This window comes from Trichocoleus sp. DQ-A3 (assembly GCF_039961975.1).
Lineage (GTDB): Bacteria > Cyanobacteriota > Cyanobacteriia > Cyanobacteriales > FACHB-T130 > FACHB-T130.
In genome coordinates, this window is the sequence record NZ_JAMPKC010000007.1 from 170961 (window position 1) to 194359 (window position 23399).

17 protein-coding genes are annotated in these 23399 nt (G+C 42.6%); 1 reads left to right on the forward strand and 16 read right to left on the reverse strand.

Annotated elements, in window-relative coordinates; all coding sequences use genetic code 11:
* Window positions 1-179 precede the first annotated feature (179 nt).
* From recF to NDI44_RS14065, 13 genes are all read right to left on the reverse strand, one after another.
* Window positions 180-1340: a DNA replication/repair protein RecF gene (recF, locus tag NDI44_RS14005; protein WP_190410390.1), complete on the reverse strand. Its 1161-nt coding sequence runs from the start codon at window positions 1338-1340 to the stop codon at window positions 180-182.
* Between the two features lie 106 nt (window positions 1341-1446).
* Complete coding sequence (locus NDI44_RS14010; RefSeq protein WP_190410391.1) at window positions 1447-4293, reverse strand: HAD-IC family P-type ATPase; 2847 nt, start codon at window positions 4291-4293, stop codon at window positions 1447-1449.
* A 65-nt stretch (window positions 4294-4358) separates the two neighbouring features.
* Window positions 4359-5249 carry a lipid kinase gene (locus NDI44_RS14015; RefSeq protein WP_190410392.1) on the reverse strand — a complete coding sequence of 297 codons (891 nt, stop codon included), beginning with the start codon at window positions 5247-5249 and terminating at the stop codon, window positions 4359-4361.
* A 165-nt stretch (window positions 5250-5414) separates the two neighbouring features.
* On the reverse strand, window positions 5415-6509 hold the full coding sequence (locus NDI44_RS14020) for a glycosyltransferase family 1 protein (protein ID WP_190410393.1): 1095 nt from the start codon (window positions 6507-6509) through the stop codon (window positions 5415-5417).
* A complete protein-coding gene (locus tag NDI44_RS14025; protein ID WP_190410394.1) occupies window positions 6506-7672 on the reverse strand; it encodes a glycosyltransferase family 1 protein in 1167 nt (388 codons plus the stop codon). The genes NDI44_RS14020 and NDI44_RS14025 overlap by 4 nt, the downstream gene beginning before the upstream one ends.
* 37 nt (window positions 7673-7709) lie before the next feature.
* Window positions 7710-8849, reverse strand: coding sequence for a dTDP-4-amino-4,6-dideoxygalactose transaminase (gene rffA / locus NDI44_RS14030; RefSeq protein ID WP_339380833.1), 1140 nt, complete (start codon window positions 8847-8849; stop codon window positions 7710-7712).
* A 40-nt stretch (window positions 8850-8889) separates the two neighbouring features.
* Window positions 8890-10080: a hypothetical protein gene (locus tag NDI44_RS14035; RefSeq protein ID WP_190410395.1), complete on the reverse strand. Its 1191-nt coding sequence runs from the start codon at window positions 10078-10080 to the stop codon at window positions 8890-8892.
* Entirely contained in the window at window positions 10077-10787 is a 711-nt protein-coding gene (locus tag NDI44_RS14040; RefSeq protein ID WP_199304700.1) for a class I SAM-dependent methyltransferase, read from the reverse strand. Before NDI44_RS14040 ends, NDI44_RS14035 begins: the two co-directional genes overlap by 4 nt.
* 176 nt (window positions 10788-10963) lie before the next feature.
* The gene (locus tag NDI44_RS14045) at window positions 10964-11644 is read right to left on the reverse strand and encodes a GNAT family N-acetyltransferase (protein ID WP_190410397.1); all 681 of its coding nucleotides are present in this window, start codon (window positions 11642-11644) and stop codon (window positions 10964-10966) included.
* The gene (locus NDI44_RS14050; protein ID WP_190410398.1) at window positions 11631-12617 is read right to left on the reverse strand and encodes a glycosyltransferase family 2 protein; all 987 of its coding nucleotides are present in this window, start codon (window positions 12615-12617) and stop codon (window positions 11631-11633) included. Before NDI44_RS14050 ends, NDI44_RS14045 begins: the two co-directional genes overlap by 14 nt.
* Window positions 12618-12633: 16 nt before the next feature.
* The gene (locus NDI44_RS14055) at window positions 12634-13368 is read right to left on the reverse strand and encodes a sugar phosphate nucleotidyltransferase (protein ID WP_190410438.1); all 735 of its coding nucleotides are present in this window, start codon (window positions 13366-13368) and stop codon (window positions 12634-12636) included.
* 118 nt (window positions 13369-13486) lie between these two features.
* Window positions 13487-15145: a hypothetical protein gene (locus tag NDI44_RS14060; RefSeq protein ID WP_190410399.1), complete on the reverse strand. Its 1659-nt coding sequence runs from the start codon at window positions 15143-15145 to the stop codon at window positions 13487-13489.
* An 11-nt stretch (window positions 15146-15156) separates the two neighbouring features.
* Window positions 15157-16089 carry a glycosyltransferase family 2 protein gene (locus NDI44_RS14065; RefSeq protein ID WP_190410400.1) on the reverse strand — a complete coding sequence of 311 codons (933 nt, stop codon included), beginning with the start codon at window positions 16087-16089 and terminating at the stop codon, window positions 15157-15159.
* Between the two features lie 139 nt (window positions 16090-16228).
* Between NDI44_RS14065 and NDI44_RS14070 the strand changes: the two genes are divergently transcribed.
* Window positions 16229-16999: a methyltransferase domain-containing protein gene (locus NDI44_RS14070; RefSeq protein ID WP_190410401.1), complete on the forward strand. Its 771-nt coding sequence runs from the start codon at window positions 16229-16231 to the stop codon at window positions 16997-16999.
* Between the two features lie 168 nt (window positions 17000-17167).
* On the opposite strand, the gene NDI44_RS14075 is transcribed toward NDI44_RS14070, so the two are convergent.
* The 3 genes from NDI44_RS14075 to NDI44_RS14085 all read right to left on the reverse strand — a co-directional run bounded on the left by NDI44_RS14075 (window position 17168) and on the right by NDI44_RS14085 (window position 23393).
* Window positions 17168-20434, reverse strand: coding sequence for a glycosyltransferase (locus tag NDI44_RS14075; RefSeq protein WP_190410402.1), 3267 nt, complete (start codon window positions 20432-20434; stop codon window positions 17168-17170).
* Window positions 20435-20682: 248 nt separating this feature from the next.
* On the reverse strand, window positions 20683-21963 hold the full coding sequence (locus NDI44_RS14080) for a hypothetical protein (protein WP_190410403.1): 1281 nt from the start codon (window positions 21961-21963) through the stop codon (window positions 20683-20685).
* A gap of 47 nt (window positions 21964-22010) precedes the next feature.
* A complete protein-coding gene (locus NDI44_RS14085; protein WP_190410404.1) occupies window positions 22011-23393 on the reverse strand; it encodes an ABC transporter ATP-binding protein in 1383 nt (460 codons plus the stop codon).
* Window positions 23394-23399: the final 6 nt, after the last annotated feature.

Genomic DNA, 23399 nt, shown 5'->3' on the forward strand with positions numbered 1-23399 from the left:
ATATTGGTGGATACGAGACTTCTGAGGGTGACTCCGGATTTGAGAATAAGGTTAGAGGCTGCAAGCCAGCGATAAACACTAAAAAAGAAAGAACAACTTGTTGTAGGTGCAGGTTTATCCATCTAGTTGGCTATTTACAAATATTTGGCTTCAACCCGTCCTTATGCAACTAACAAACTTCATCGTTTTATTTGTCCTGCCTGAACAGAGAGAATTTGAGAAGAATTCAACCACTGGGCATCGAAGGAACCTAAGTGAGTAGTGGTAATCAGGGTCTGAAAGCGGTCTTGGATGGCATCTAACAGTTGATTTTGGCGGTTTGGGTCTAACTCGGCTAGAACATCATCAAGTAGCAACAGCGGCGGTTCTCCAACGACTTCTTCAATCAGCTTTAGCTCTGCCAGTTTCAGTGCCAAGACTAGGGTTCGCTGCTGACCTTGGGAGCCATAGATTCTTGCCGGTGTTTGGTTGATGGTAAACTCAACTTCGTCCCGGTGAGGACCGACGAGGGTTGTGCCTTGGTGACATTCGACGACCCGACGCTGTTGAATTTTCTCTAGAAAAGCTTGTTGCACCGCTTCGGCGTCGTCCTTCTCCAGGGTGACATTGGGGGCATATTTTAATTCCAGCACTTCCGCTCTACCGCTAATGCTAGCGTGCCAAGCCTGAGCGAGAGGTGCCAGCCGTGTCAGGACTCTGGCTCGACGACGGGTAACGCGAGAACCCGCGATCGCTAATTGGACATCCCACAACGCCAATTCTGAGTCACGATTCAAGTCCCCATCGGTGGAAATTTCCTCTTGCCTGTTACTAGAAGAAGGTTGGGCTTTTCTCGCTTCTTGTCTTAATAAGGCGTTGCGCTGCCGTAATACTTGGTTATATTGCTGCAAAATGTGGGCGTAGACGGGTTCCAACTGGGTGAGGATGGAATCTAGCCAGTTGCGGCGTTGTTCGGGGGCACCTCGCACTAGATCTAAATCTAAACTGGAGAATTCTACAGCGTTGAGGACGCCGAGAAAATCCATTTGGCGTCGCAAAGCTTCTTGGTTAATGGCTGCGGTACGACGCCCTTGAGTGCGGAGGGTTAAAGCCAGATCCACTAAGCCGTTAGCGCGTTCCAGCGTGGCTGTAATTTTACCGTCCGCCGCGCCTTCGCGGATCAGGTCGCGATCGCGTCCGGCTCGATGGCTTTTGAGGGTTGATAGTAACTCGACTGCTTCCAAAAGATTGGATTTTCCTTGGGCATTATTCCCCACCAAAATCGTCTTAGGAGCCTCGAAATCAACTCCACAATCCAAGTAGTTGCGAAATTGGCGCAGGTGGAGGGTTTTGAGATACATAGCTAATGGATCGTTAGTAATGGAATGGGTAATGGGGCATGGGTGATTATTTTCAGCCTAGATTCTTCCAATAACCAGTCCCTAATTCCCCATTACCGATGACCCATTACCGTCTGCCTTTGTAAAAAAAACGGATAAACAGTTTTTCCATCTCAACCCAAACGAACATTAAGGCACTGAAGCCGATACAAATACCGAGTTCAGTAAGAGTCAGGTAGTGAGTTCCAAAGAAAGAACGCAGAGGGGGTACGTAGACGAGCATTAGCTGCAACGCCGTGGTGACAACCACTGCTCCCCACAAATACAGGTTGGTAAAGGGATTCATCTCGATCGTCAGTCGGCTGTTAGAACGAACGGCCAAAGCGTGTCCCATCTGAGCGAGACACAAGGTTGTAAAGACCATCGTTTTCCAAACCTCTGGATTTCCCGGATAGCCTGGTGCATGAGTATAGTTGTAAGCCCATGCCATCAAAGCAATACTGATAATCGCAAAGACAATCCCAATCCGAACCATGTAAGAACCCAGCCCTTGGGCAAAAATACTTTCGCGGGGATTCATGGGAGGACGGCGCATCACGTCGGGTTCTGCGGGTTCTACGGCAAGGGCGAGAGCGGGTAAACCATCCGTAACCAGGTTCATCCAGAGAATCTGCAACGGCGAGAGCGGAACGCCCCCCAAGCCAAGCAGAGGTGCAGCGGCAATGGTCAACACTTCGCCGATGTTGCTGCCCAAAATGTATTTAATAAAGCGGCGAATATTACTGTAAACAGTCCGCCCTTCTTCTGTAGCGGCGACGATGGTGGCGAAGTTATCGTCCAGTAGCACCATATCGCTGGCTTCTTTGCTGACATCGGTGCCGGTAATGCCCATTGCGATGCCGATGTCGGCTTGTTTGAGTGCTGGGGCATCGTTGACGCCATCGCCGGTCATGGCGACAAATCTACCGCGACGCTGGAGGGCTTGAACAATGCGGAGTTTGTGTTCGGGGGCAACACGGGCGTAGATGCTAACTTCGTCAACGACTTGATCTAGCTCCTCTGGACTAAACTTTTGCAGTTGTTGACCTGTGAGGACGCGATCGCCTTCTTGGGCAATCCCTAAATCTTGGGCGATCGCTTGTGCTGTCAGCTGGTGGTCGCCAGTAATCATCATGGCTCGAATTCCAGCCGCTTTGCATTTAGCGACTGCATCCCGCACTTCCGGACGCGGAGCATCCTGCATTCCGACTAAACCCAGCCAAACTAATTCTTGCTCGTTTGTTTCCTCCGATCCTTCGGGCGGAACGGTCTCTAAAGGCTTGTAAGCAAATCCCAGTACCCGCAAGCCCTTACTTGCCATCTGGTTATTTTGCTCCAGAATTTGAGTTCGTTGCTCATCGCGCAGAACTTCGCTCTGGTCGCCTACCTGAATTTGGGTACAACGCTCCAAAATTAACTCTGGAGAACCCTTCGTAAACATCAGGTGGCTGCTAGAAAAAGGCGTGTTTTGAATCCCAGCGCCCGCTTCGCAGATCGCGCTCATCCGCTTGCGTTCGGAGGAAAAAGGAAACTCGGCAACGCGGCGCATTTGGCGGCTTAGCGGTTCCTTATCAATTCCTCCCTTCCCAGCCAGGACAATTAATGCCCCTTCTGTGGGGTCGCCGAGAATTGCCCACTCATTCTTGTCGTGCTGTAACATTGCGTCATTACAAAGCACGCAGCCAAGCATGAGGATTTGCAGATCCCGATACTGCTCTGCGGCTACCTGCCGCTCGTCGAGATAAAATTCTCCGGTAGGGATGTAACCTTCGCCGGTAACGCGGAAGGTATGGTTTGCCGTGTCTACCCGCTGCACCACCATTTTATTTTGGGTGAGGGTGCCGGTTTTATCCGAGCAGATAGTTGTGACAGAACCGAGGGTTTCTACCGCTGGGAGTTTGCGAATCAGTGCGTGGCGGCGTACCATCCGCTGGGTTCCCAGTGCCAACGTCACTGTAATGACTGCTGGCAAGCCTTCTGGCACTACCGCCACTGCCATCGATAGAGAAACTTCCACAAGGTCTTGCAAGACATTCCAGTTCCAACGCCCCTGGCTGAAGAAATTATGCAGCATTCCGCCGACGATGACGATGGCAACTAAGATCAAAGAACCCGTCACCAGCACGTTGCCCAGCTGGGTCATTCGCTGTTGCAACGGGGTGTCTTCAGCTTCGACGGATTGCAGCATATCGGCAATTTTGCCGAGTTCCGTCTTCATACCAGTGCCGGTGACGATGACCTTGCCGCGCCCTTGGACGACTTCAGTGCCTTGAAAGACTAAGTTAATGCGATCGCCCAATGCGGTTTCTTCACTCAGATGCACAGCTGCCTGCTTACTTGATGGATGAGCTTCGCCGGTTAGTGCCGATTCCCGCACTTGCAGATTTGACTCTTCAATTAGACGCCCGTCGGCGGAAACCTGCACCCCTGCTTCGAGGAGCATGATGTCTCCTGGAACAAGATCCTTGCCGTCCACCTCTAATTGTCTGCCATCGCGGATCGTTCGCACTTTCGGAGAGGAAAGCTTCTTGAGGGCGGCAAGTGCTTTTTCGGCGCGGCTTTCCTGGAGATAGCCCAAGACGCCGTTAAGGATGACAATCAGTAAAATTGCAATTGTGTCCTTGAAGGGAATTTCACCAGGGGCTAATCTGCCAGCGCGTAAATCCACCAGGTCTAGAATCCCGGAAATCAGTGCTACTAGAATCAGCATCAACAACATGATGTTCTTGAACTGATCGAGCAAGATTTCCCAGGTACTTCGACCCGCAGTTTCTTGCAGTTCGTTGGGGCCGTATTGCTGCAACCGCTGTTTGGCTTCCTGGGTCGTCAGACCAACTTCTGGGTCGCTTGCTAGCTGCTCCAGTGTCTTGTCCACTGGTAGAGTATGCCAGACGCTTGCTAGATCGGGTTTTGAATGTGAAGGAGATGGGGTCACGGGAAATGCTTTAACACCTACTAGCACTTAATCATAGGGCTTAAATCCGGTGACTGGGAGGTATTTTAAGGAGTGCGTAGGGGTGATTGTGGAACTAAAACCGATATTGCTTTAGGAATTAGGCGAAATTTGGCAGGGGTGTAAGTGGTGATTTCACCATCAGTATTAATCGGGAGAGGTTTTAGCGTGGATACCTCAATTTCCCGCCCTTGAAGACTTCGCACCTCAGGCCATTCTGCTTGTTTTCCTTTTAGCATGGAAGGTAGCAATCGGACGATCTGCCATGCATTTTGAACTTCCAAGCTGTACAGATCCAAGCGCTGGTCGTCAATGGTAGCATCGTCAGCAACGGTCATGCCACCGCCGTAATATCGTCCGTTGCCTACGGCAATCTGAACGGTTCTCACCTGAATAGATTCGCCATTGAGACGAATTTTTGCTAGAAAAGGACGCGATCGCCCAACTACCTGGATGGCGGTGACTGCATAGGCGAAGACTCCCCAGCGTTGCTTAGTTTCTTTGGTTAGCTGCTGAGTAATTTGCACGCTCAATCCGAGACTAGCAACATTGAAGAAGTGCTTTCCATTCACCCAACCTAAGTCAATTCGCTGTTTTTGACCTGTTGCAATTACCTCGCAAGCTTCGGGGAGGGAGACAGGAATTGAAAGGGTTCGTGCCAGGTCGTTGGCTGTTCCTAAAGGCAGGATGCCCAACGGGAGTTGCGTGTCAATCAGACCCTCGGCGGCGGCATTTAGGGTGCCATCTCCGCCACCGATGATAACGAGATCGACACGATCGCGGTAACGACGGATAATTTCTGGTATCTGCTGGGGCTTTTGTGTGGACTCTTCTTGCAGGTCAAAGCCTAACTCCTGCAATTTGGCAACCGCCTCTGATAGACCTTGTTTTCCTCGGCGTGCGTGGCGATTTAGCAGCAACAATGCTCGCCGGTTCATGCTGAGCCTCTTCCATTAATTGTCAATTATCTTGACAAACCTTTGATAAAAAGAAATCTACCTGGGGAGGCAAGAGGAATTGAAGCTTGAAGGAGAATCTTGAGCTGACCCCCAATCTTAACTTGACAATTTGCCACTTTGTAATTTTGATAATTTTCGCTGTGTTTACAAATATCGCTGAAGGACTTGGGCAGTCGCTTGTCCAGTTTTTGTCCAGCTAAATTGACTGGCTCTAGCAAGACTAGCTTGACGAAGACGCGATCGCCATCCTGAATCCGTCACCACTGCCTGCATCGCTTCGGCAATTTCTCCCACGTTGTAGGGATTGACTAAAAGGGCGGCGTCACCCGCGACTTCTGGCAGCGAGGAGAGGTTGGAAGTAATCACGGGGGTGCCACACGCCATTGCTTCTAAAACGGGCAGTCCAAAGCCCTCCCAGAGGCTAGGGAAGACGAGAGCGATCGCTTGATTAATTAGCGTCGGCAATTCCTCGTAGGAAACGTAATCTAGAAATTTTACTTGATTCTTTATACCTAGCTGTTCCACCTGCGCCATCAACACAGGCGTATAACGCTTATCCCCAGATCCAGCTATCCATAATTCATTGTCACGGCAACTTGGTAAAGTAGCGAATGCGTTAATTAACCGAGCAATATTTTTGTAGGGATCTTGGCGACCAATATAGAGGAAATAATTGCTTCTAGGAATATTTAGAAACCGAAAATGATTGACGTCATAAGCCAAATGAATTGGCGTAATTTTATATTCTGGAATGTGGAAGAAATCAATAATATCCTGAGCGGTGGAGCTAGAGTTACAAATAATATGCTCAGCTTGCGCTAAAACCTGGGGAATATAGTAGCGGAAGTAGAGCGTTAGGGGAGAAAAGCGTTTAGGAAACCGCAGCGGGATGAGATCGTGAACCATTACCACTGAACGGCAACCCGCATACAACGGCGCTTCAGGAACTGGGGAAAAGATTAAACTAGAATTCAATTTTTTGTAAATTTTGGGCAACTGCCGCTGCGTCCACAGCAGACGGCGAAAATGCCCTTTTGACCCTTGTGCGGGGGTTAGATCCGACGGAACTGGATAGCAGCGATAGTTGGGAAAATTTTGGGCTGTCAGTAAGGTTGGTTCGAGAGGCTGTAGATGAGGAAAAAGATTTATGGCATAGGTGCTGATGCCAGTAGGTTGAGAAAAAATGAAGGAAAGATTGATGAGCAAGTGATTGAATAAGCAATCCTCTAAATTACTCATGTCAACAATGACTTATATGCCTTAAGCGTTTCCTGTGCCGTTCTTTCCCAAGAAAATAGTTTAGCTCTTTCTTTACCCTTCTGAATTAATTCGCTACGAAGCTGAGAATCACTAATTACTTTCAAAATTGCATCTGCCAAGCTAGCCGGATCATCCGGGTCAATCAAAAGGGCTGCATCTCCTGCCACTTCTGGCAATGAGGATGTATTAGATGTGATAACAGGTGCGCCTAAAGTCATTGCTTCCAATACAGGCAGACCAAATCCCTCGTAGTAGGATGGATACACAAAAGCATCAGCTTTGGAGTAAAACACAGCAACCATTTCATCAGATAAATAGTCAAGGTGATGAATCTGGCTTCTCCATGCTGAACTTTCAATTTCTCTAAATATGGGTTCGTAATTCCATCCTTTCTGACCAATTAAAACCAATTGATGCTCTAATTTGTATTTTTCCTTCAAGAAATTAAAGGCTTTAATTAAATTATTAATATTTTTTCTTGGCTCAAGTGTACTCACAAATAACAAGTATGGTTTGGAAAAGTCATATTCACTAGATGCCTCCATTTGATGCGCTAGTTCTTCAGATAAATATCCGGAATAGTAGCGACTGGCCAGCGGAGTTACATAAATCCGTTGAGGATCTACGCCCAAGTAGTCAACAATGTCTTTTTTAGAGCTTTCTGAAATTGTTAGTACTAAATCTGTCCATTCCAAGCACTTTTTGACTCGCTTATTGTATGTTTTTACGACAGAGTTAGTATAAGCTGGAAATTTAATAAACGTTAAATCATAAACATTCATAATTTTTAGAGCGTTTCTACAGGGATAAACGTAATAATTTGTTCCCTGTAATATATCTGGTTCATCCAGATGCTTTTCAAAGTACTTAGATACCATCCAATTCGAAGGTATAGACAATAAAATGTTTGAAATTCTAACTGGTATGGGAACTATATGAAACTGAGAATCTATATTTAAAGATTTAGGAGGAGATATATTCCGGCGTAGCCAATTTCTTAAGCCAGGTTGGTAAGAAATACTTAACTGAAACTTTTCTTTAACCTGTAGTGGATGGAGGGAGCGAATTAAGTTGGTAACATAAAGACCGACCCCGCTAGCATTTGGCTGTATGGGTGTTGCATCAATTGTGATTTTTAGCATTTAGGTTAAATTGTATAGATTCTTTCATAAATGGTTACTAAAATTTAGTTGTAAACCATTCATAAACTATATCGGTAACAGGTTCTTGCTCCAAGCTTATCCACATGGGTAAACGAACCAGCCGTTCACTTGCAGTATCTGTTACGTTCAAGCTGCCATGAGCTTTCCCATATTTTTTACCTGCTGGGGATGAGTGCAGAGGAATATAATGGAACACTGCTCCAATTTTTTTAGGCTTGAGGTATTCCAGTAGTTCGGCCCTATGTTCTCCATTCTGGAGTAACAGATAATACAAATGCCCATTTTGTTGGCAATTTTTAGGTATTATGGGGCGTCTGAGAATGCCTTTTTCCTCTACATCCAAAAACCGTTTGTGGTAGTTTTCCCAGATTTTTAATCGATTCTGGGTAATCTCTTCTGCTAATTCTAGTTGAGCTAAAAGGAATGCAGCCACAAGTTCACTAGGTAAGTATGAAGAACCAATGTCCACCCATGTATATTTGTCGATCTGTCCTCTAAAAAACTTGCTACGGTTTGTACCCTTCTCACGGATAATCTCAGCCCGTTCAATTAATTTAGAATCATTAATTAATAAAGCTCCCCCTTCGCCAGAAATCAAATTTTTAGTTTCGTGAAAGCTTAGAGCAGCCAGATGTCCAATACTACCCAAAGGTCGCTCCTTATATTTAGACATTATGCCTTGAGCAGCATCTTCAATGACTAAAAGATTGTATTTGTCTGCCAGTGCCATAATGACATCCATTTCGCACCCTACACCTGCATAATGAACTGGAACAATGGCTTTGGTCTTGGATGTAATAGCAGCTTCTATCTGAGACTCATCAATATTGAGAGTATCTGGGCGAATGTCTACGAAAACTGGCACAGCCCCACGTAATACAAAAGCATTAGCAGTAGATACAAATGTATAAGATGGCATAATTATTTCATCCCCTGGCTGGATGTCTGCGAGAATTGCTGCCATCTCTAATGCTGCCGTACAAGAATGAGTTAATAATGCTTTGTAACAGCCAATTTTTGACTCTAACCAAGCATGGCATTTTTTACTGAATTCACCGTCTCCAGAAAGGTGCTGGTTCTGAATGGCTTGAGCAATGTACTCAAGTTCGCGACCCGTAGCAAAAGGAACATTAAAAGGAACTTTATGAATATTCACGGCTTTTATAAAATTGCTTGCTAAATTACTGCTAAAAAACTTAATAATTGCCCGTTTGCGTTACATACATTAAATATACTAAACCATTAATAAAATGCAACCCAAAAAGTAATAAGCAAAAGAAAAACTTGGTTTTTAATTTATAAAAAATACTAGCAAAATAAAAATCTTTTAAGTTTTGTTGCTTAAATAAAAATAAAATTGAATAAACAAAAAGTATAAATAAAGTAATTTGTCCCCCCCATAAAAAGTTACCAGCATACATCCTACTTGATTCTCCTAAAAAGTAAATATAAAAAATAGAGACTAAAAATACCAACCAAGCTAAATTAAGACTAAACTCAGTTTTAGCTTTTTTCCAAAACAAAATATAAACAGATAATGGGAAAAGAATTGACATTATAAAATCATACAAAAGGCTATTTGAGTAGAAGCTCATAACTTTAAAAGGAGCAAAAACTATGCTACTCTTTCCTCCTTTGATAAAAGTTGGATCGCTTAGGTATGTCAAGCTGAACTGCCACCCAAGAACTATGAGGGCTGGAACACAGAGACTCCAAATTATTAGCCTACTGTTTATAAATTTATTCATATATAATTTATATATTATTACAAAAAATATAGCTGGTATCAGGCAAATAATATAATTAGGCTTAGTTATCAAAGACAGTATCGTTAGAAAAAATAAACTTAGATTTATTTTCTTAGTCTTAGAGTATGATTCTGGATGCTTAAAAATCTCACTTATTGTATTGAAAATCAATAGGCATATCGGTTTAGCAAGCAACGTTGTGGCACTATGATACATAGTTATTCCTATATACCCAAGATAAAGCCTAGGGTATGTAAATAAACTAATAGGTGTAATAATCATTAAAGCTAAAGTTATCGGTATGGAGTAAAATTCCTTTTTAGAAAAAGGAATGTTTTGACGAATATTACACTCAGCAATTATAGCTAAAATCCAGCAAGCACATATAGGAACAATATAGTATCCAGCAATATTAAAACTAATAAAAGGAGCAAGAATATGTATAATAATAACGAGTAATTGATATAAAAAATGAGGAGTTCCAATAAATTTTCTTTCTGCCATTTGTTGAGCTAATTCAATGTGAAAAGTATAAGTTCCTGTTGGATCGGCTGGGTAGAGACGAGAAAGAGGTAGACCCCAGAGTACAGTGACTCCAATAAGTAAAATGATTATTGTAATTAAATTGCTTTTTTTCACTTTTTGGCAATTAATAGTAGAGAGCCGCCCAATGGAAATGACAAACCTAACCGGATTGCTGCACGTTCAAAATCAAGCACTTTTCCTAGAATAGAATTTGCTAAACCGCTTATTCTCAGTTCAGATAAAGGATCGTAGTTTAGCTGAGGCCGTTGCTGCTGCGAGCGAGAAAGAAGCATGAGTGGTAGGAGGAGCGAGACAAAAGATGTCATTCTCACAATCTTAAACCCAGCCCGTTGTACTTTTGTTTTTAACTCTTGAGCGCGATATCGGCGTACATGATGAGCATAATCGTCGGCTTGGCTCCATAGCCAAGGATGCTGTGGAACTGTTAGTATAATTCCCCCTCCTGGTTTTGTTGCTCGATACATTTCCGCTAAAACTATGCGATCTTCTTTAATATGTTCCAGTACGTCAAAAGCGCCGATAATATCAAATTCTTCCTCAAAGGGAATTTTACAGGCATCCATCTGGAATAAGTCGGCTTTAGAAAGCCGTTGGGCAGCGAAAGCCAAGCCAGTGCTGAATATTTCACTTCCAGATAAGGTTAGTTTAGGGAATGCTTTCTCAATACCAGCTAAAACAAAACCAGTTCCACAACCAATTTCTAAAAAGTTTTGAGCTTGGGGAAAGTAGCGTCCTAGCGCCCAAAGTAGTAAATGGTTGCGAGAACAGAACCAAAAATTTTCGGCCTCTAAAGTGGCCAATTGGGGAAAAAAATTAGGCTCGTAGTTATCATTTATTTGTGCAAATTCAGGTGAAAATGATAAAAAGCCATCAATCCGTTTGGGTCTATAGGAACATGAAAGACATGCCCAGTTCAAGCTATCAAATCGCGTGCCACACTTGCTACAAATTTTCATGTTAATTTAGCAAATCAGTATTATTTCACTAAGATATGGTAAACATCGACTGGATTCCTAAACTTAAATCCTAGCGAGGAGTAAAGATTGAGAACTGAAATATTAGAAGCTGAAATTGAACTTGTCAGTTCCTGATATTTTTGGCTAAATACTTCTTGACAAGCAGCGCTCCAGAAGTACTTAGCCATTCCTCTTCCTCTATATTCTTCACTTAACGCATGAAGAACGATTTTATTTTCAACACATCCCCAAAATCCAGCTATCTGACCATCAGACATTAACCCGAAAACATTTTGAGAGTTATAAAGTTCTTTAAGCCATAAGTCATATCTAAGATCGGCTAGATTCCGATCTAGATTAAAATCTTTATGGAATCGACCATGAATAAAAGCTCCATGAGAAATTTTAATTAAATCGTCTATAGAAACTAACTTAGAAATTTGAATTCCTGCTTTTACATATTCCACAAAGCTATTGCGATTACAGTAAGGTTCAATTAAGGTATCACAGTAATAAAAACCATATTCATGCAAAATTTTTTTAGAGAAAAGTGGATTGACTTTTACGGTGTAATGTCCAGGCTGGAGTACCTTAAAAACTGAATTAAAGATTTCTTCGGATTTAGAAACAATTTCAAAGGTATCGAAGCCAAATACTTTGCTATCCCAAGGAGTCGGCAAAATATACTCAGAAATGTCCATTATTTACACCTTGGATTCGTTTGGAATCAGCTAGGGTTTTTAAAGTTGAAGGAGTAAATGTAGAATTTCTGATGAGATATAAAGGTCTTTTCTTAGCTTCATCAAAACTTTTCCCTAAGTAGATGCCAATAATGCCAAGATTAGAAATAATAATTCCTCCTAGGAAATACAAAGAAACAATAAGGCTAGTCCAACCTGTAACAACGGAACCATAAATAGCTGCATTTATAAAAATATAAGCTCCATATAAGAAAGCAAAAAACGATATCATAAATCCCAAGCGAATAGATAACCGGAGCGGTTTATCAGAATAAGCAATTGTAGTTTCAGATGCTAATTTCCAAAGCTTGCGGAATGTGTATGTACTTTTCCCGGCTAGGCGAGAATCATGCTTTACATCAATGCTGGCAGTTGGAAAACCCATCCAGTCTACCAAACCACCAAAAAATCTCAATTGTTCGCGCATAAGACGAAAACTTTCTAAAACTTTCCGCGAAATCATCCGGAAGTTGCCAACTTGAGCATCATATTTAATATCTGCAAGGTAGCTAAATATTTTATAAAATAGCCTCGAAGTCAGACGCTTCAAAATTGGATCTTTTCGCTTACCTCTCCGAGCAAGCACTACATCATAACCTTCTTGTGCTTTGGCGTAAAATCGGGGGATTTCTTCAGGACGATCCTGCAAATCACAGTCCATCACTACTACCCAGTCACTATCACAATAATCTAAACCAGCTGTAATTCCGTAATGTTGCCCAAAATTGCGACTGAACTGAATTCCCTTTACTCGCCGATCCTGATGGGCTAACTCCAGAATAATCTCCCAGGAGCGATCGCCACCACAGTCCTCTACCAAAATTATTTCAAAATCTTCTGAAATTGTTTCTAAAGAATCTTTTAAACGTTCATAGAGTTCATGCAAACAATCCTCAGCTTTATAAACAGGAATAACCACAGATATATGAGGCATATTTTTTTACCTAACCTCAGATGTCGTACAAGATTTGATTATCATTTAACAACATGAGATTGTTAGCTTCATTGAATGAATTGAAAGTTCCTGCATCCATCCAGCGTCCATTTACAAAGCTGAATTGCAACTGCCCCTGTTTTAGATAGAGTTCGTTAATATTAGTAATTTCCAGTTCTCCCCGCTCGGAGGGCTGAACCTTACGTATCAAATCAAACACTTGGCGATCGTACATATAACAACCGACAACAGCATAGTTAGTCTTGGGTTCTGTAGGTTTTTCTTCAATTTTAATAATTTGCTTTTCATCAAGAGCTGCGATTGCAAATCGTTCTGGATCTCCAACTTCCTTGAGGAGAACTCTAGCTCCCTCAGCTTGTTCCGCAAAAGCTTCAACGTGTTGGCGGATAGAATACTCGAAAATATTATCACCTAGTAGCACAACTATTTTTTTCCCTTGTGCAAATTGCTCCCCTAGGGATAAAGCGTCAGCGATACCTGCTGCTTCTTCTTGGACTCGGTATGTAAATTCACAGCCAAATCTTTTTCCCGACCCTAAAGAATTTACAACATCTCCCATATGGTTGGTGGAAGTCACTATTAAAATATCCGTAATGCCTGAACTTGCTAGTTGTTTAACTGAATGCCAGATCATGGGTTCTTTCCCAACTGGCAACAAGTGCTTATTCGTGACTTCCGTCAAGGGGGCAAGCCGTGTCCCTTTACCACCAGCAAGAATGATTCCTTTCACACTAATCTCTGTAGTTTTTGAATAAGAAACTAACTCAAGCATCGAGATTTTCTGTTATAAGCTGCGATAAAAACTGAAACTCACGAAGTTTTGCTTTTTTTAAGGTTGCACCTAAAAACTACCTTGTGAGATTGCGATAACCCGCCAGAGTACCATATTGCGGACTTTCTAGGACGAAAATTTGTTTCCAGTTCGGATCGTTGCGTATCTGCTCTGCTACATATTTGGCTACTAAACGAGTTTTGGGGCTGGGTTTGACCTGCCACCAAGTATTCGTTTCTGCCCGCCCTGGGTCATTAAACACCACAGCAATGTCAACCTGTTGAGTAGTATCAGCGTAAACACGCTCACTCAATTTGTTTGCAGACAGGTTGGGGTAGAAGCCTGACCAGTAAGATTCATGGACAGTAAAAAGTTTATTAGCTGGTAACGGTAATTTACCATAACGGTAGAACGTTTCCATGCTAGGTATATAGGTATATTCGTCGAAATAAGAACTCCAAACCACTGAGCCTCCTGCTCTAATCAATTCTTGAGCTAGGGCAACATCAAGCGCTTTTAGTTCTTTCGCTTCAGGATAAGGATGTGTAGCAAAGGAATAGTTGTCTAGAGTCGCACGTCCTCCTAACAAAAGTGCTACAGAAATTAACATGGCTGACAACCGCACTAGCACTCGGTGGTTTGACCAATTCTGGCTAATAGTAACAGGTGATACAACTGCAAAGAATATCAAGGGCACGGCATACATAGTGGAATGTCCGCCCTCCCCTGCACGGAGTACAAGAACTAAGAAAAGAATAACGGAACTGGCGTACCAGATTGAAATTATCAGGTCTTTCCATCTCCGACTTATATCTTGCCAGAACAATACTAAATTAACTAAACAAATAGTACCAAGGATAAAAGTTCCAGGAATTCCAAATAAGTAGTCTACTAAGAAATGGATTACAAAAGTAGTTGATGCTAGTAAGCTCCGATTCAAAGCATATCCATAGACCGTGTAATACTCTAGGTTGCTCTTAAGGTGAGAAATCAAGAAGTATCCAGCTAATAGACCAGTTGTAATACCGATTACGCAAAGCGGCAACAAGATTGTCTTGACAGGAGCACCCTCGCGCCGCCATCGCTGAATAAGGTAGCCCGCCAAGACAGGTACACAGATTACAAAAGCATAGGCTGCGGCAATATAGCGGCTAAGAGTAGCACATGAGGCTAGTACAGCAAATCCAACCAGCCACTTCAAACTTCGCCCTCCGGAGGAGTTTAAAAGGCATAAGGCTGCTCCTCCAATGAGAATAGCTGCGGGGAGATCTAGCCAGTAAGCGCTTAAGCCGAGTCTTGGATGAAATATTCCTGGTATTGCACAAAATAGAGCCATACAGGAAATTGCGTAGGGAGTGCAATCAGTTCGACGGTGAACTGTCCAACCAAGCAGCCCTAAAAAAATGAAGAGCATTGGCAGCACAGTAGCTACATGGCCTACATTATTAGCTAGCAAACTAGGAGCAAAAAGGATCAGCGGTACTGTCCGTAATGGATGTCTGTTGTTGACCAACCATTCTTGTATAGCTAACCCAAGACGCCCTTCATTTGCTAGGCGGACATATAGACGAGCATTCTGTAAAGAATAGGATATAGGATCGTAGAAGTAAGAATAATTCTCTAGGTAAGCTTGCTCAATCTTGATGGTAATAAATCCTATTACGCTGGTTAGAAAAAAGGCCCATAAAAATATAACAAATAGTGGTGACTTTAGCCATTCTCGCATCCAGGTCATATAATTATTCTCTACCAGATAATTTTATTGCTTTTAGGATTTGATAGTACCGATCTTCTAAACCAAGATAAATTTGGGAAAAACCACCAAAATGCCATTTTGGCAAGGATAATAGGTGGGATCCATCTTTTCCATCGAAGAAATCCCCAGAAGCTATTCCAGATTAATGCTTTAGTAAACTGCCTAACTTGATTATCATCATATCTACTTAAATTAGTAGTTTCTTCAACTTTTATTAAAGCATATCCAAAAATCCAATTCTCTGGAACATTTTTAAAATTTTTATCTAACATCTCATTAATTTCACAATGGGCTTCCAATCTTTTCCCAAGAGTTTTATTAGTTTTATACATCCGCGAACCTGCCAATTTTTGGGGCAAATAGTAAAAATCAATATTTTTCCCATAACGGAGCCATAGCTCATAGTCCATACAGTATTCTAAGGAAGCATCTAAGTTGCCGAACTTTTCCACTAAGCTGCGTCTAAAAAATACTGCTGGTTGGCAAAGATAGCAGATTGACTTCAATCGGTCATAGTTCCAAGGCTCTGTGGGAAAAGAAGCTATGATCCTCCCTTCCTCATCAATCCAGTCAGCATCTCCATATACAGCTTGTACGTTTGGATAAGCTTCAAATACCGCTTTAACTGCTTCAAAAGCTCCTGAATAGTAAATATCATCGGAATTAATCCAGGCAATAACATCACCCGTTGTCATTGATATACCTTTATTTACGGCATCCGCTTGTCCGCGATCAGGTTCCGATATCCAGTGAATTTTATGATTGTAAAAATTTAGGATTTCTATTGTTTCATCCTGACTACCCCCGTCACAAATAACGTACTCCATGTCGGGCATTTTTTGTGCTAATACGCTTTGGACAGTATGTTTAATGAAACGCCCTTGGCAAAATGAAGGGGTAATAACGCTAAATCGCAAACTCACAGCACACTTCCTGACGCGAAAATTGAATAAATAATATGTAAAGGCTATCGAACTAGCTCAATAATTGCTTTTGACATTAGCTTGAAAAAAGCTATATTATAACCAATCGTAAGATAATAACTGTTAGGTAAGGTTCAAAATGTCTACAAAGGGTAATCAATCTCTTTTTGCTACACCTCTGCAAGTAGATAATTTAGAGGAGTGTTCATTTTACCATGTCATGGACATACCAGGCGTAGGTGAGGTAGGCGACCACTGGGATCTGCGTAAAACGATAGACAGTTATTTCGGGCAATTTGATTTTAATTCCAAGACTGTTCTAGATGTTGGCGCTGCCAGCGGTTTTCTAACATTTGAAATGGAGCGCCGAGGAGCTTCAGTAACATCGTTTGACATAATTGACGGTTCCATGTGGGATATAGTTCCTCACAACAAGAAATACTTTGACCGCGATCGCTTAGCTAAAAACTTACAGTGGCATATTGACAGAATTAAGAAGGGATACTGGTATGCACACAAAGCTTTTGCTTCTAAAGCATGCGTATACTACGGGGACATTTATGATTTTTCTAAGGCGTTGGGCGAATTTGATGTTGTGATGTTCGGAATGGTTTTGCCCCATTTGCGAGATCCTTTCAAAGCGCTGCATTCTGCATCAGAGTTATCCAAAGAGTGGATCGTTATTACTCAGCAGGGATCGAGCGATAAAAATCCAACTATGCACTTGATGCCTCGAAAGGGCGATACGTCAGATTCAATTAGCTGGTGGTTAATGTCTGATTCATGTGTTCAACAAATGTTGGAAGTTATCGGGTTTGAGATAAGCTCAATTAGCAAGTCAAAGCATTTTTGTAAAGTGCGAAACCACTTTGAAGAATGCACAACATACATTGCTCGTCGAGTTGATTAATCATTAACCTCTTATTTCTCCTTTATCGCTCTTCTGTCACTTTCATGGAATTCAACGAGTTTACGTTGTTTCAGACCAATAAAAATCAAGGCTTCATGACAGTTTGACAGAAGAGCAATACTTATTAAGACATTAGAAGATGTAGTGATTAGTTTTGTAAGTAATAGTCTATTTCTTTGCAAATATACTACCACTGCTTCGCTTTGGTAAGCTAGCCAATACATCCAACCAGTCTGTAAGGCGCGGCAAATTTGAGTCCCAGGTGTAGTAGCGTTCCACTACTTCGCGTCCCTGTTGTGCCAGTGTGTTTGCCAGCTCTGGATTGTCAAGCAAGCGCACAATAGCCGCAGCTAATTCCTCATCACTGTGACCCACCAGTAAATGTTTTTCATCCTCAAGGTTTAACCCTTCTTGAGCTATGGGCGAACAGACCATCGGTACGCCAGCGCTGAGCGCCTCCAATACCTTGTATTTAGTGCCGCTGCCTGAAAGCAACGGTACACAAGCTACTGAGGCAAGAGCTAAGTAGGATCGCACATCATCTACTTTGCCGGTCACGACTGTCTTGTGACCATCGCTCTGCGCTAGCAGTGCTGGCTCAGGGGATTGACCCACAATCCACAAGCAGGCTTCAGGATAACGCTGCCGCACCAGTGGCATAATGCGATGCAATAGCCGCCATGCTGCTTGTTGGTTGGGTAAATAGGCCAGACTCCCAACAAACATAATGTGTGGTTTGTCGCTACCTTGCCGCTCGGTAAAAGCAAAATAGTGGGGATCTACACCATTTTCAATTACTAATACCCGCTCGGGGGCGAAGCCATACTTAGCCACAAAAATATTTTTATCAAGTTCGCTCACAGCGATCACCCCATCATAAGCACATAGGTTTTCTTGCTCAAAGCATAAGGCACGGCGAGCCTCCAAGGAGAGCGCCACTTTTGCTATGCCCCGTTGCGAGGCAGCAAGGCGCTGCATTCGCACTGCTTCAACATCGTAAGATGCCATAATGAACCGTGTACGCAATCCTGCGGTTTTTAGTGTCAGCGCCACAGAATTGACTTGTGGACTAACAAATAGAAAGTCTGGCTGTTCGCGCTCGATAGTTTCTTGTATTGCACCTTTAAGGTATGCTGAAATAACCGATAGTGTTTGGGCGATATCCCCGTGGAAGTGCGGTCCTAGTACTGGCAAGTTGCGGCATCGCATCTGGCTAACTATACGGCTTTTGATCGTCCGCTGCAATGCTTTTATATCTACCAAGTCGGGCTGCTGTGCAGCAATTGTCTGGGGAGTATGTAGTTTTTCTAAAAATGGTGCCAGTATATTTTCCCGATCGCTAAATAGGTTCTCTTGTAAGGCAAAAAACTCGATTTTGCTAACTGTAAGCAGGTGCCGTATCAGATGAAAATCGCGAATTTCGCCACCGGAATAACCCGGATGACAAGGCAAAAAGAAAGAGCAAAATACTGAGGAGTAGCGTATGTTTTTTCTGTAAATACGATAAGCTGATGAGACTGGTATTAAGTTCGCATGAGCATCCAGTTTAACAGTAGGTGGCTGTGGTGATGTTGGGGTTTGTGGCTTTAACCTTCGTAGAGCGACAATGGGCAGCCATTGCTCCAGTTCCTCTGGATTACCAACGCGGGTCACAGTGGAAAGTCCCACTAATGTAGCAATCGCCCAGAAACGCGCATCACGAGGGTAGTTTTCGTACTTACGGGACATATAGCTGCTGACAAAATCCCGGAAGGTTGAGCGAAACTCCGTTGAACGTAGAGACGGCCACCAAGGGCGGCTGAAGCGATACAACTCAACTAAAAACTTGTTCCAATCGCTAGTTTTACTTGCCGCATGGATACGGTAAAAAGCCTGTGTGCGTTCGATCTTCTTAATTTTGGCTTTCCAGGCAAAGCGCCAAAACAGCTCAAAGTCAAAGATGTAATGATATGTTTCATTCAGATAACCGCATGATTTCAGCAGGCGATTGCGGAAGAATACGGTAGGCTGGGGTACAGCATGGACATACGACCAGTAAGCTGGTATGCGATTTAGTGGCTGCACCTCGCCATAGTACAAACCTGTGCGAGAACCGTGGTTCGCTAGGTAAAGCTTGTTTTCTTCATCAATGTAAAGCGCATTAGCGAATACCATATCTAGTTCAGGGTCTTCAACGAATGCCCGACCAACCTGCCACAAAGCATCGCTAGCTAACATATCGTCTGAGTTTAGCCATGCGAGAATTTCACCCGTAGCCATAGCAAACCCTTTATTAATAGCATGAGCCGGACCGCGATCGGGTTCTGATATCCAGTAGGTTAACTGTTGTTGGTAGCGAAGTATCACATCTACGCTACCGTCTGTAGAACCACCGTCGAAAACAAGTATTTCCAACTTCGGGTAGCCCTGACACAATATACTTTCTAGCGTCTGACTCAGGAACTGCGCCTGGTTAAAGGAAGGGATGATAATACTAATTAAGGGTAATGTAGAGAAGTCAAGTTGGGGTAGGTGTTGAGGAGTAATTGCAGTTGCAAACGGTAGATAAACTTTATCTTGTGGATCGCTTTGTTCGGGAAAGCCATCATCGTTTCCGCATTGCTGAGCCAGCTGTTGTCTAATGGCATTCATGCCCTCAAGCAGATGGTGGCGTAGCTGAGTTGTTGCACTTGTCGCACAGTTATTGGTTACACTCACAAGGGTCTCCAACATATAAAACAAGCTGCCAGGGGTTGCCTCCTGTTGAGTATGAAATTGGATCATGTGAGCGATCTCAAAGGCACGGCTAAGCTTACCGCTACGGGTTTTGGTTTCCTCGTACTCGCGGCTTACCGCCAAAAACTCGTTGATCAATACAGCGGGGTAGCACTTGGCAATGCGGATGAGAATATCCCAGTCCATGCAGAAACATAGTTTTGAGTCTAGCCCCCCAACTTCATCCCAAGCCCTGCGCCAAAAGAAGACAGATGGCTGAAGAATGTAGTCAAGGCCTTGCATCAGCGCCTCACGGTTTAGTGCCAGGTGCCGTCGGCAGAAGGGAGTATAGGATTCGCTTGATTGGTTGTAGCGCAGACCATTGCCAATGTAGAGTCCGTGTTCTGGAAAAGCTGCATAGGCACGTCCCGCACTCCAGAGGGAGTCACCCCAGTAGAAGTCATCTGAGTTGAGCCAGGTTACAAGTTCGCCTGTGCAGTGTTGCATACCCAAATTGATTGCCTCTGACTGACCACCATCGGGCTGGCTTTGCCAGTATGTCAACTTTGGCTCATATGAGTGAATAATATTTAGACTCTCATCAGTAGAACCACCATCCATTACTATGACTTCAAGGCGTGGGTACCCTTGACAAAAGATGCTCTCCAGCGTCTGACCTAGGTATTTGCCTTGGTTAAAAGATGGCACGATAATGCTGATTGAAGGTAGTTTATACATCATTACTGGTATGCGTTGAACCAATTCTGTTCATTTAGCAATCACTTTTGTTTAAAAGGCTTGTCTATGCCTCTGCCATCGGTGGGGAACTAATTAATAATAACTTCCTGCTGTAATAAAGTGTCAAAATAGACTGCAATCTCAACTTTGAACACGAGCAGTCAAACAATTATTTGTACGCCAATGTCAGCATCATCTTAACTCTTAATCTAAAGCCATGATTACAGTTGATTTTGCTTGAATCATAACTCTTATTTAAGCTTAATTAATTTTCTAAGCCACCTAGATAATCGCTCTATATTTTTGAAAAGAATCAGACGATCAGCTTCGCTTCGCTGGAGCTGCTCAGACAACTGTTCAATGACTGTCAAACGAGCCGCACGATCAGCTTCGCTTCGCTGGAGCTGCTCAGACAACTGTTCAATGACTGTCAAACGAGCCACACGGTCAGCTTCGCTTTGCTGGAGCTGCTCGGACAACTGCTCAATGACTATCAAACGAGCCGCACGGTCTGCTTCGCTTTGTAGGAGCTGGGACTGCGAGCGCTCTAATTCTGCTTGATTTTGCTGGAGCTGAGAGTGCGAACGCTCTAATTCTGCTTGATTTTGCTGGAGCTGAGAGTGCGAGCGCTCTAATTCTACCTGAGTCTGATATTTTAGATCGTTAGCTTTTGTGAGGGCTTGGTCGCGAACCTCCACTATTCTCCAAAAAGCATCGACTTGTTTTTCAATTTCCATATTTTCATAGCCCAATAGTTGATCTGCTTGCTGACAATTTTTATCTAAACTCGCAGCAATGTAAGACTCAGCTCCCTGGTTACTTTCCATTACAGCTATTGTCCTTATTTTACCCCCTCTAGAGGGTTTAGATAAAGTATTATCACCTGTACAATAAGTAAACTTACTAAAGTCATTCACAAAATTATCACTGTAGTTGATATTAAGAACATCACACATTCGTGTTAATTCTTTTTCTGGCTTCCGGCAAAAATTTTCATAGTGAAACAATGGATATTTTGAAATTTTTTGCACATAAGCTAGGTAACAAATTCCAAATTCTTTGATTGGTAATTTTCGTAAATGTTTGAAAGTGCGTGTCAAAGATTCATAAACATCAGCAGACCGTCGTGCTAAGACTACAGGAGAGATAGTAAATCCAGATTGCTCTAAATATAGTTCTTGCTCCAGAACCATACTTGGTGCATAAATATCATCACTTGCGTTATCCAAAAAGTTTATTGTTGTCCAATCACGAATTATTAAGTGGCTGTTCTGCTGTCGCGCCACCTCCACTAGTAATCGAATTTTCTCTACGTATTTTTTTTTGCTAAAATCTGAAAAATCACCAGACGAAACTAACTTAAACCAGTCACGTGCTTGAACTTCAATTGGAACAAGTGAAGCATGAGGATTTACTTCTGAAAGAATAATATTACCTGGTATACATCCTAAGCAGCGATTAATTAATGTGCCACCAGAACGTGCAAAAGTGTAAAGTACGGGGAGTTTTATTTGCTTTAATGTTTCCCGCATAGAATTGAGCTAATGGATTTAAACAAACAACTATTCTAGATAATATTTTATTCTTCTGTAACACAATTCAATGATAAAATTTTTGATTTTACACCGAAATCTACATAGCCTGATCTTAAAGTATCTGATTCTTCAGGCTGTACTCTAAACATTGCTGCATCAACTAGACGATGAACAAAGACTTCAGAGTGATTTAACCTACCCAAAACTCCTGCATTTAAAAAATATACTCCTGGTTGTAGATAACAGGAAAATCTAAACTTGACTTGGAGTTCTTTGCCTTTATCTACGTATTCTATTGGCTTATCTATTGTGTGAGATGCTGCTCCTCCTAATTCAAATCCTTCAATTGTTTTAATTACCATTCCGAACCTAACTCTATGTATCTTTTCCAGAAATTTTACTGAGTAAGTATAAATGTATTCTTTTCTTCTTTTTAGAAGATTTACTCGCCTACCTTCTATAGTAGTAACATAAGGTTTTTCAATAAGCGCTCCACAAGATACATACGACAAAGTACTTTTTGGAATAAGGTTCGGATCGTAGGTCTCATAAAAATCATCGATATTTTTAGTTTGGCTTGAAGTTTTATACTCTAATTCTTCTTGACTGGCTTCTAATAAAATTTCATTTTTTTCATTTTTTATAAAATGCTTCCCATTCCGGATGTTTTCTCGAATTTTTTCTGCTTCATCTACAGGTGCATATATCAATTTTTGATAGTTAGAAATTACTGTCTTAGGTGTTGCTACTAGCAGATTCTCTCCTTTGTCTAGTAAAACTGCTGATCTACATAAGCCTATAACTGAAGGTGCTGAGTGTGAAACAAAAAGGATGGTTACACCTCTTTCCTGAAGAGCTTGAATACGTCCAAAACACTTTCGCTGAAAAGCTTCATCACCAACTGCTAGAGCCTCATCCACAATAAAAATGTCAGGTTCAACGCTAATAGAAACTGCAAATGCTAGCCTCACAAACATTCCACTGGAATAAGTCTTAACGGGTTGCTCCATAAAATCACTAATATCAGCAAATGCAGCAATTTCATCAAATTTTGCTTCTATATGTTTTCGCTCTAAACCTAGTAGCTGTCCATTAAAAAAGACATTTTGTCTTCCTGTAAATTCAGGATTAAATCCGCTGCCAAGTTCTAATAAAGCTGAAATCCGTCCATTGACCCTTACCTCTCCAGTAGTGGGTGTTATTGTTCTGACAATAATCTGCAATAACGTACTCTTCCCAGAACCATTGCGCCCCACAATTCCTAAAGCTTGCCCCTTGGGCACTTCCAAGTTAATATCACGCAGTGCCCAAAATTCATCTGCCCTACTATCTCCCGGCAACAATAACTCCTTGAGCCGGTCTACAGGTCGCTCATAGCGCTTAAAGCACTTAGAAACATTCCTCAGCGAAATTGCAATCTCACTCATTACGCC

Coding starts and splice junctions, on each gene's coding strand:
- recF (WP_190410390.1), bottom strand. CDS start 1,340: ATGTATCTCAAAACCCTCCACCTGCGCCAATTTCGCAACTACTTGGAT.
- NDI44_RS14015 (WP_190410392.1), bottom strand. CDS start 5,249: ATGAACCGGCGAGCATTGTTGCTGCTAAATCGCCACGCACGCCGAGGA.
- NDI44_RS14020 (WP_190410393.1), bottom strand. CDS start 6,509: ATGAGTAATTTAGAGGATTGCTTATTCAATCACTTGCTCATCAATCTT.
- NDI44_RS14025 (WP_190410394.1), bottom strand. CDS start 7,672: ATGCTAAAAATCACAATTGATGCAACACCCATACAGCCAAATGCTAGC.
- NDI44_RS14045 (WP_190410397.1), bottom strand. CDS start 11,644: ATGGACATTTCTGAGTATATTTTGCCGACTCCTTGGGATAGCAAAGTA.
- NDI44_RS14050 (WP_190410398.1), bottom strand. CDS start 12,617: ATGCCTCATATATCTGTGGTTATTCCTGTTTATAAAGCTGAGGATTGT.
- NDI44_RS14060 (WP_190410399.1), bottom strand. CDS start 15,145: ATGACCTGGATGCGAGAATGGCTAAAGTCACCACTATTTGTTATATTT.
- NDI44_RS14070 (WP_190410401.1), top strand. CDS start 16,229: ATGTCTACAAAGGGTAATCAATCTCTTTTTGCTACACCTCTGCAAGTA.
- NDI44_RS14075 (WP_190410402.1), bottom strand. CDS start 20,434: ATGATGTATAAACTACCTTCAATCAGCATTATCGTGCCATCTTTTAAC.
- NDI44_RS14080 (WP_190410403.1), bottom strand. CDS start 21,963: ATGCGGGAAACATTAAAGCAAATAAAACTCCCCGTACTTTACACTTTT.
- NDI44_RS14085 (WP_190410404.1), bottom strand. CDS start 23,393: ATGAGTGAGATTGCAATTTCGCTGAGGAATGTTTCTAAGTGCTTTAAG.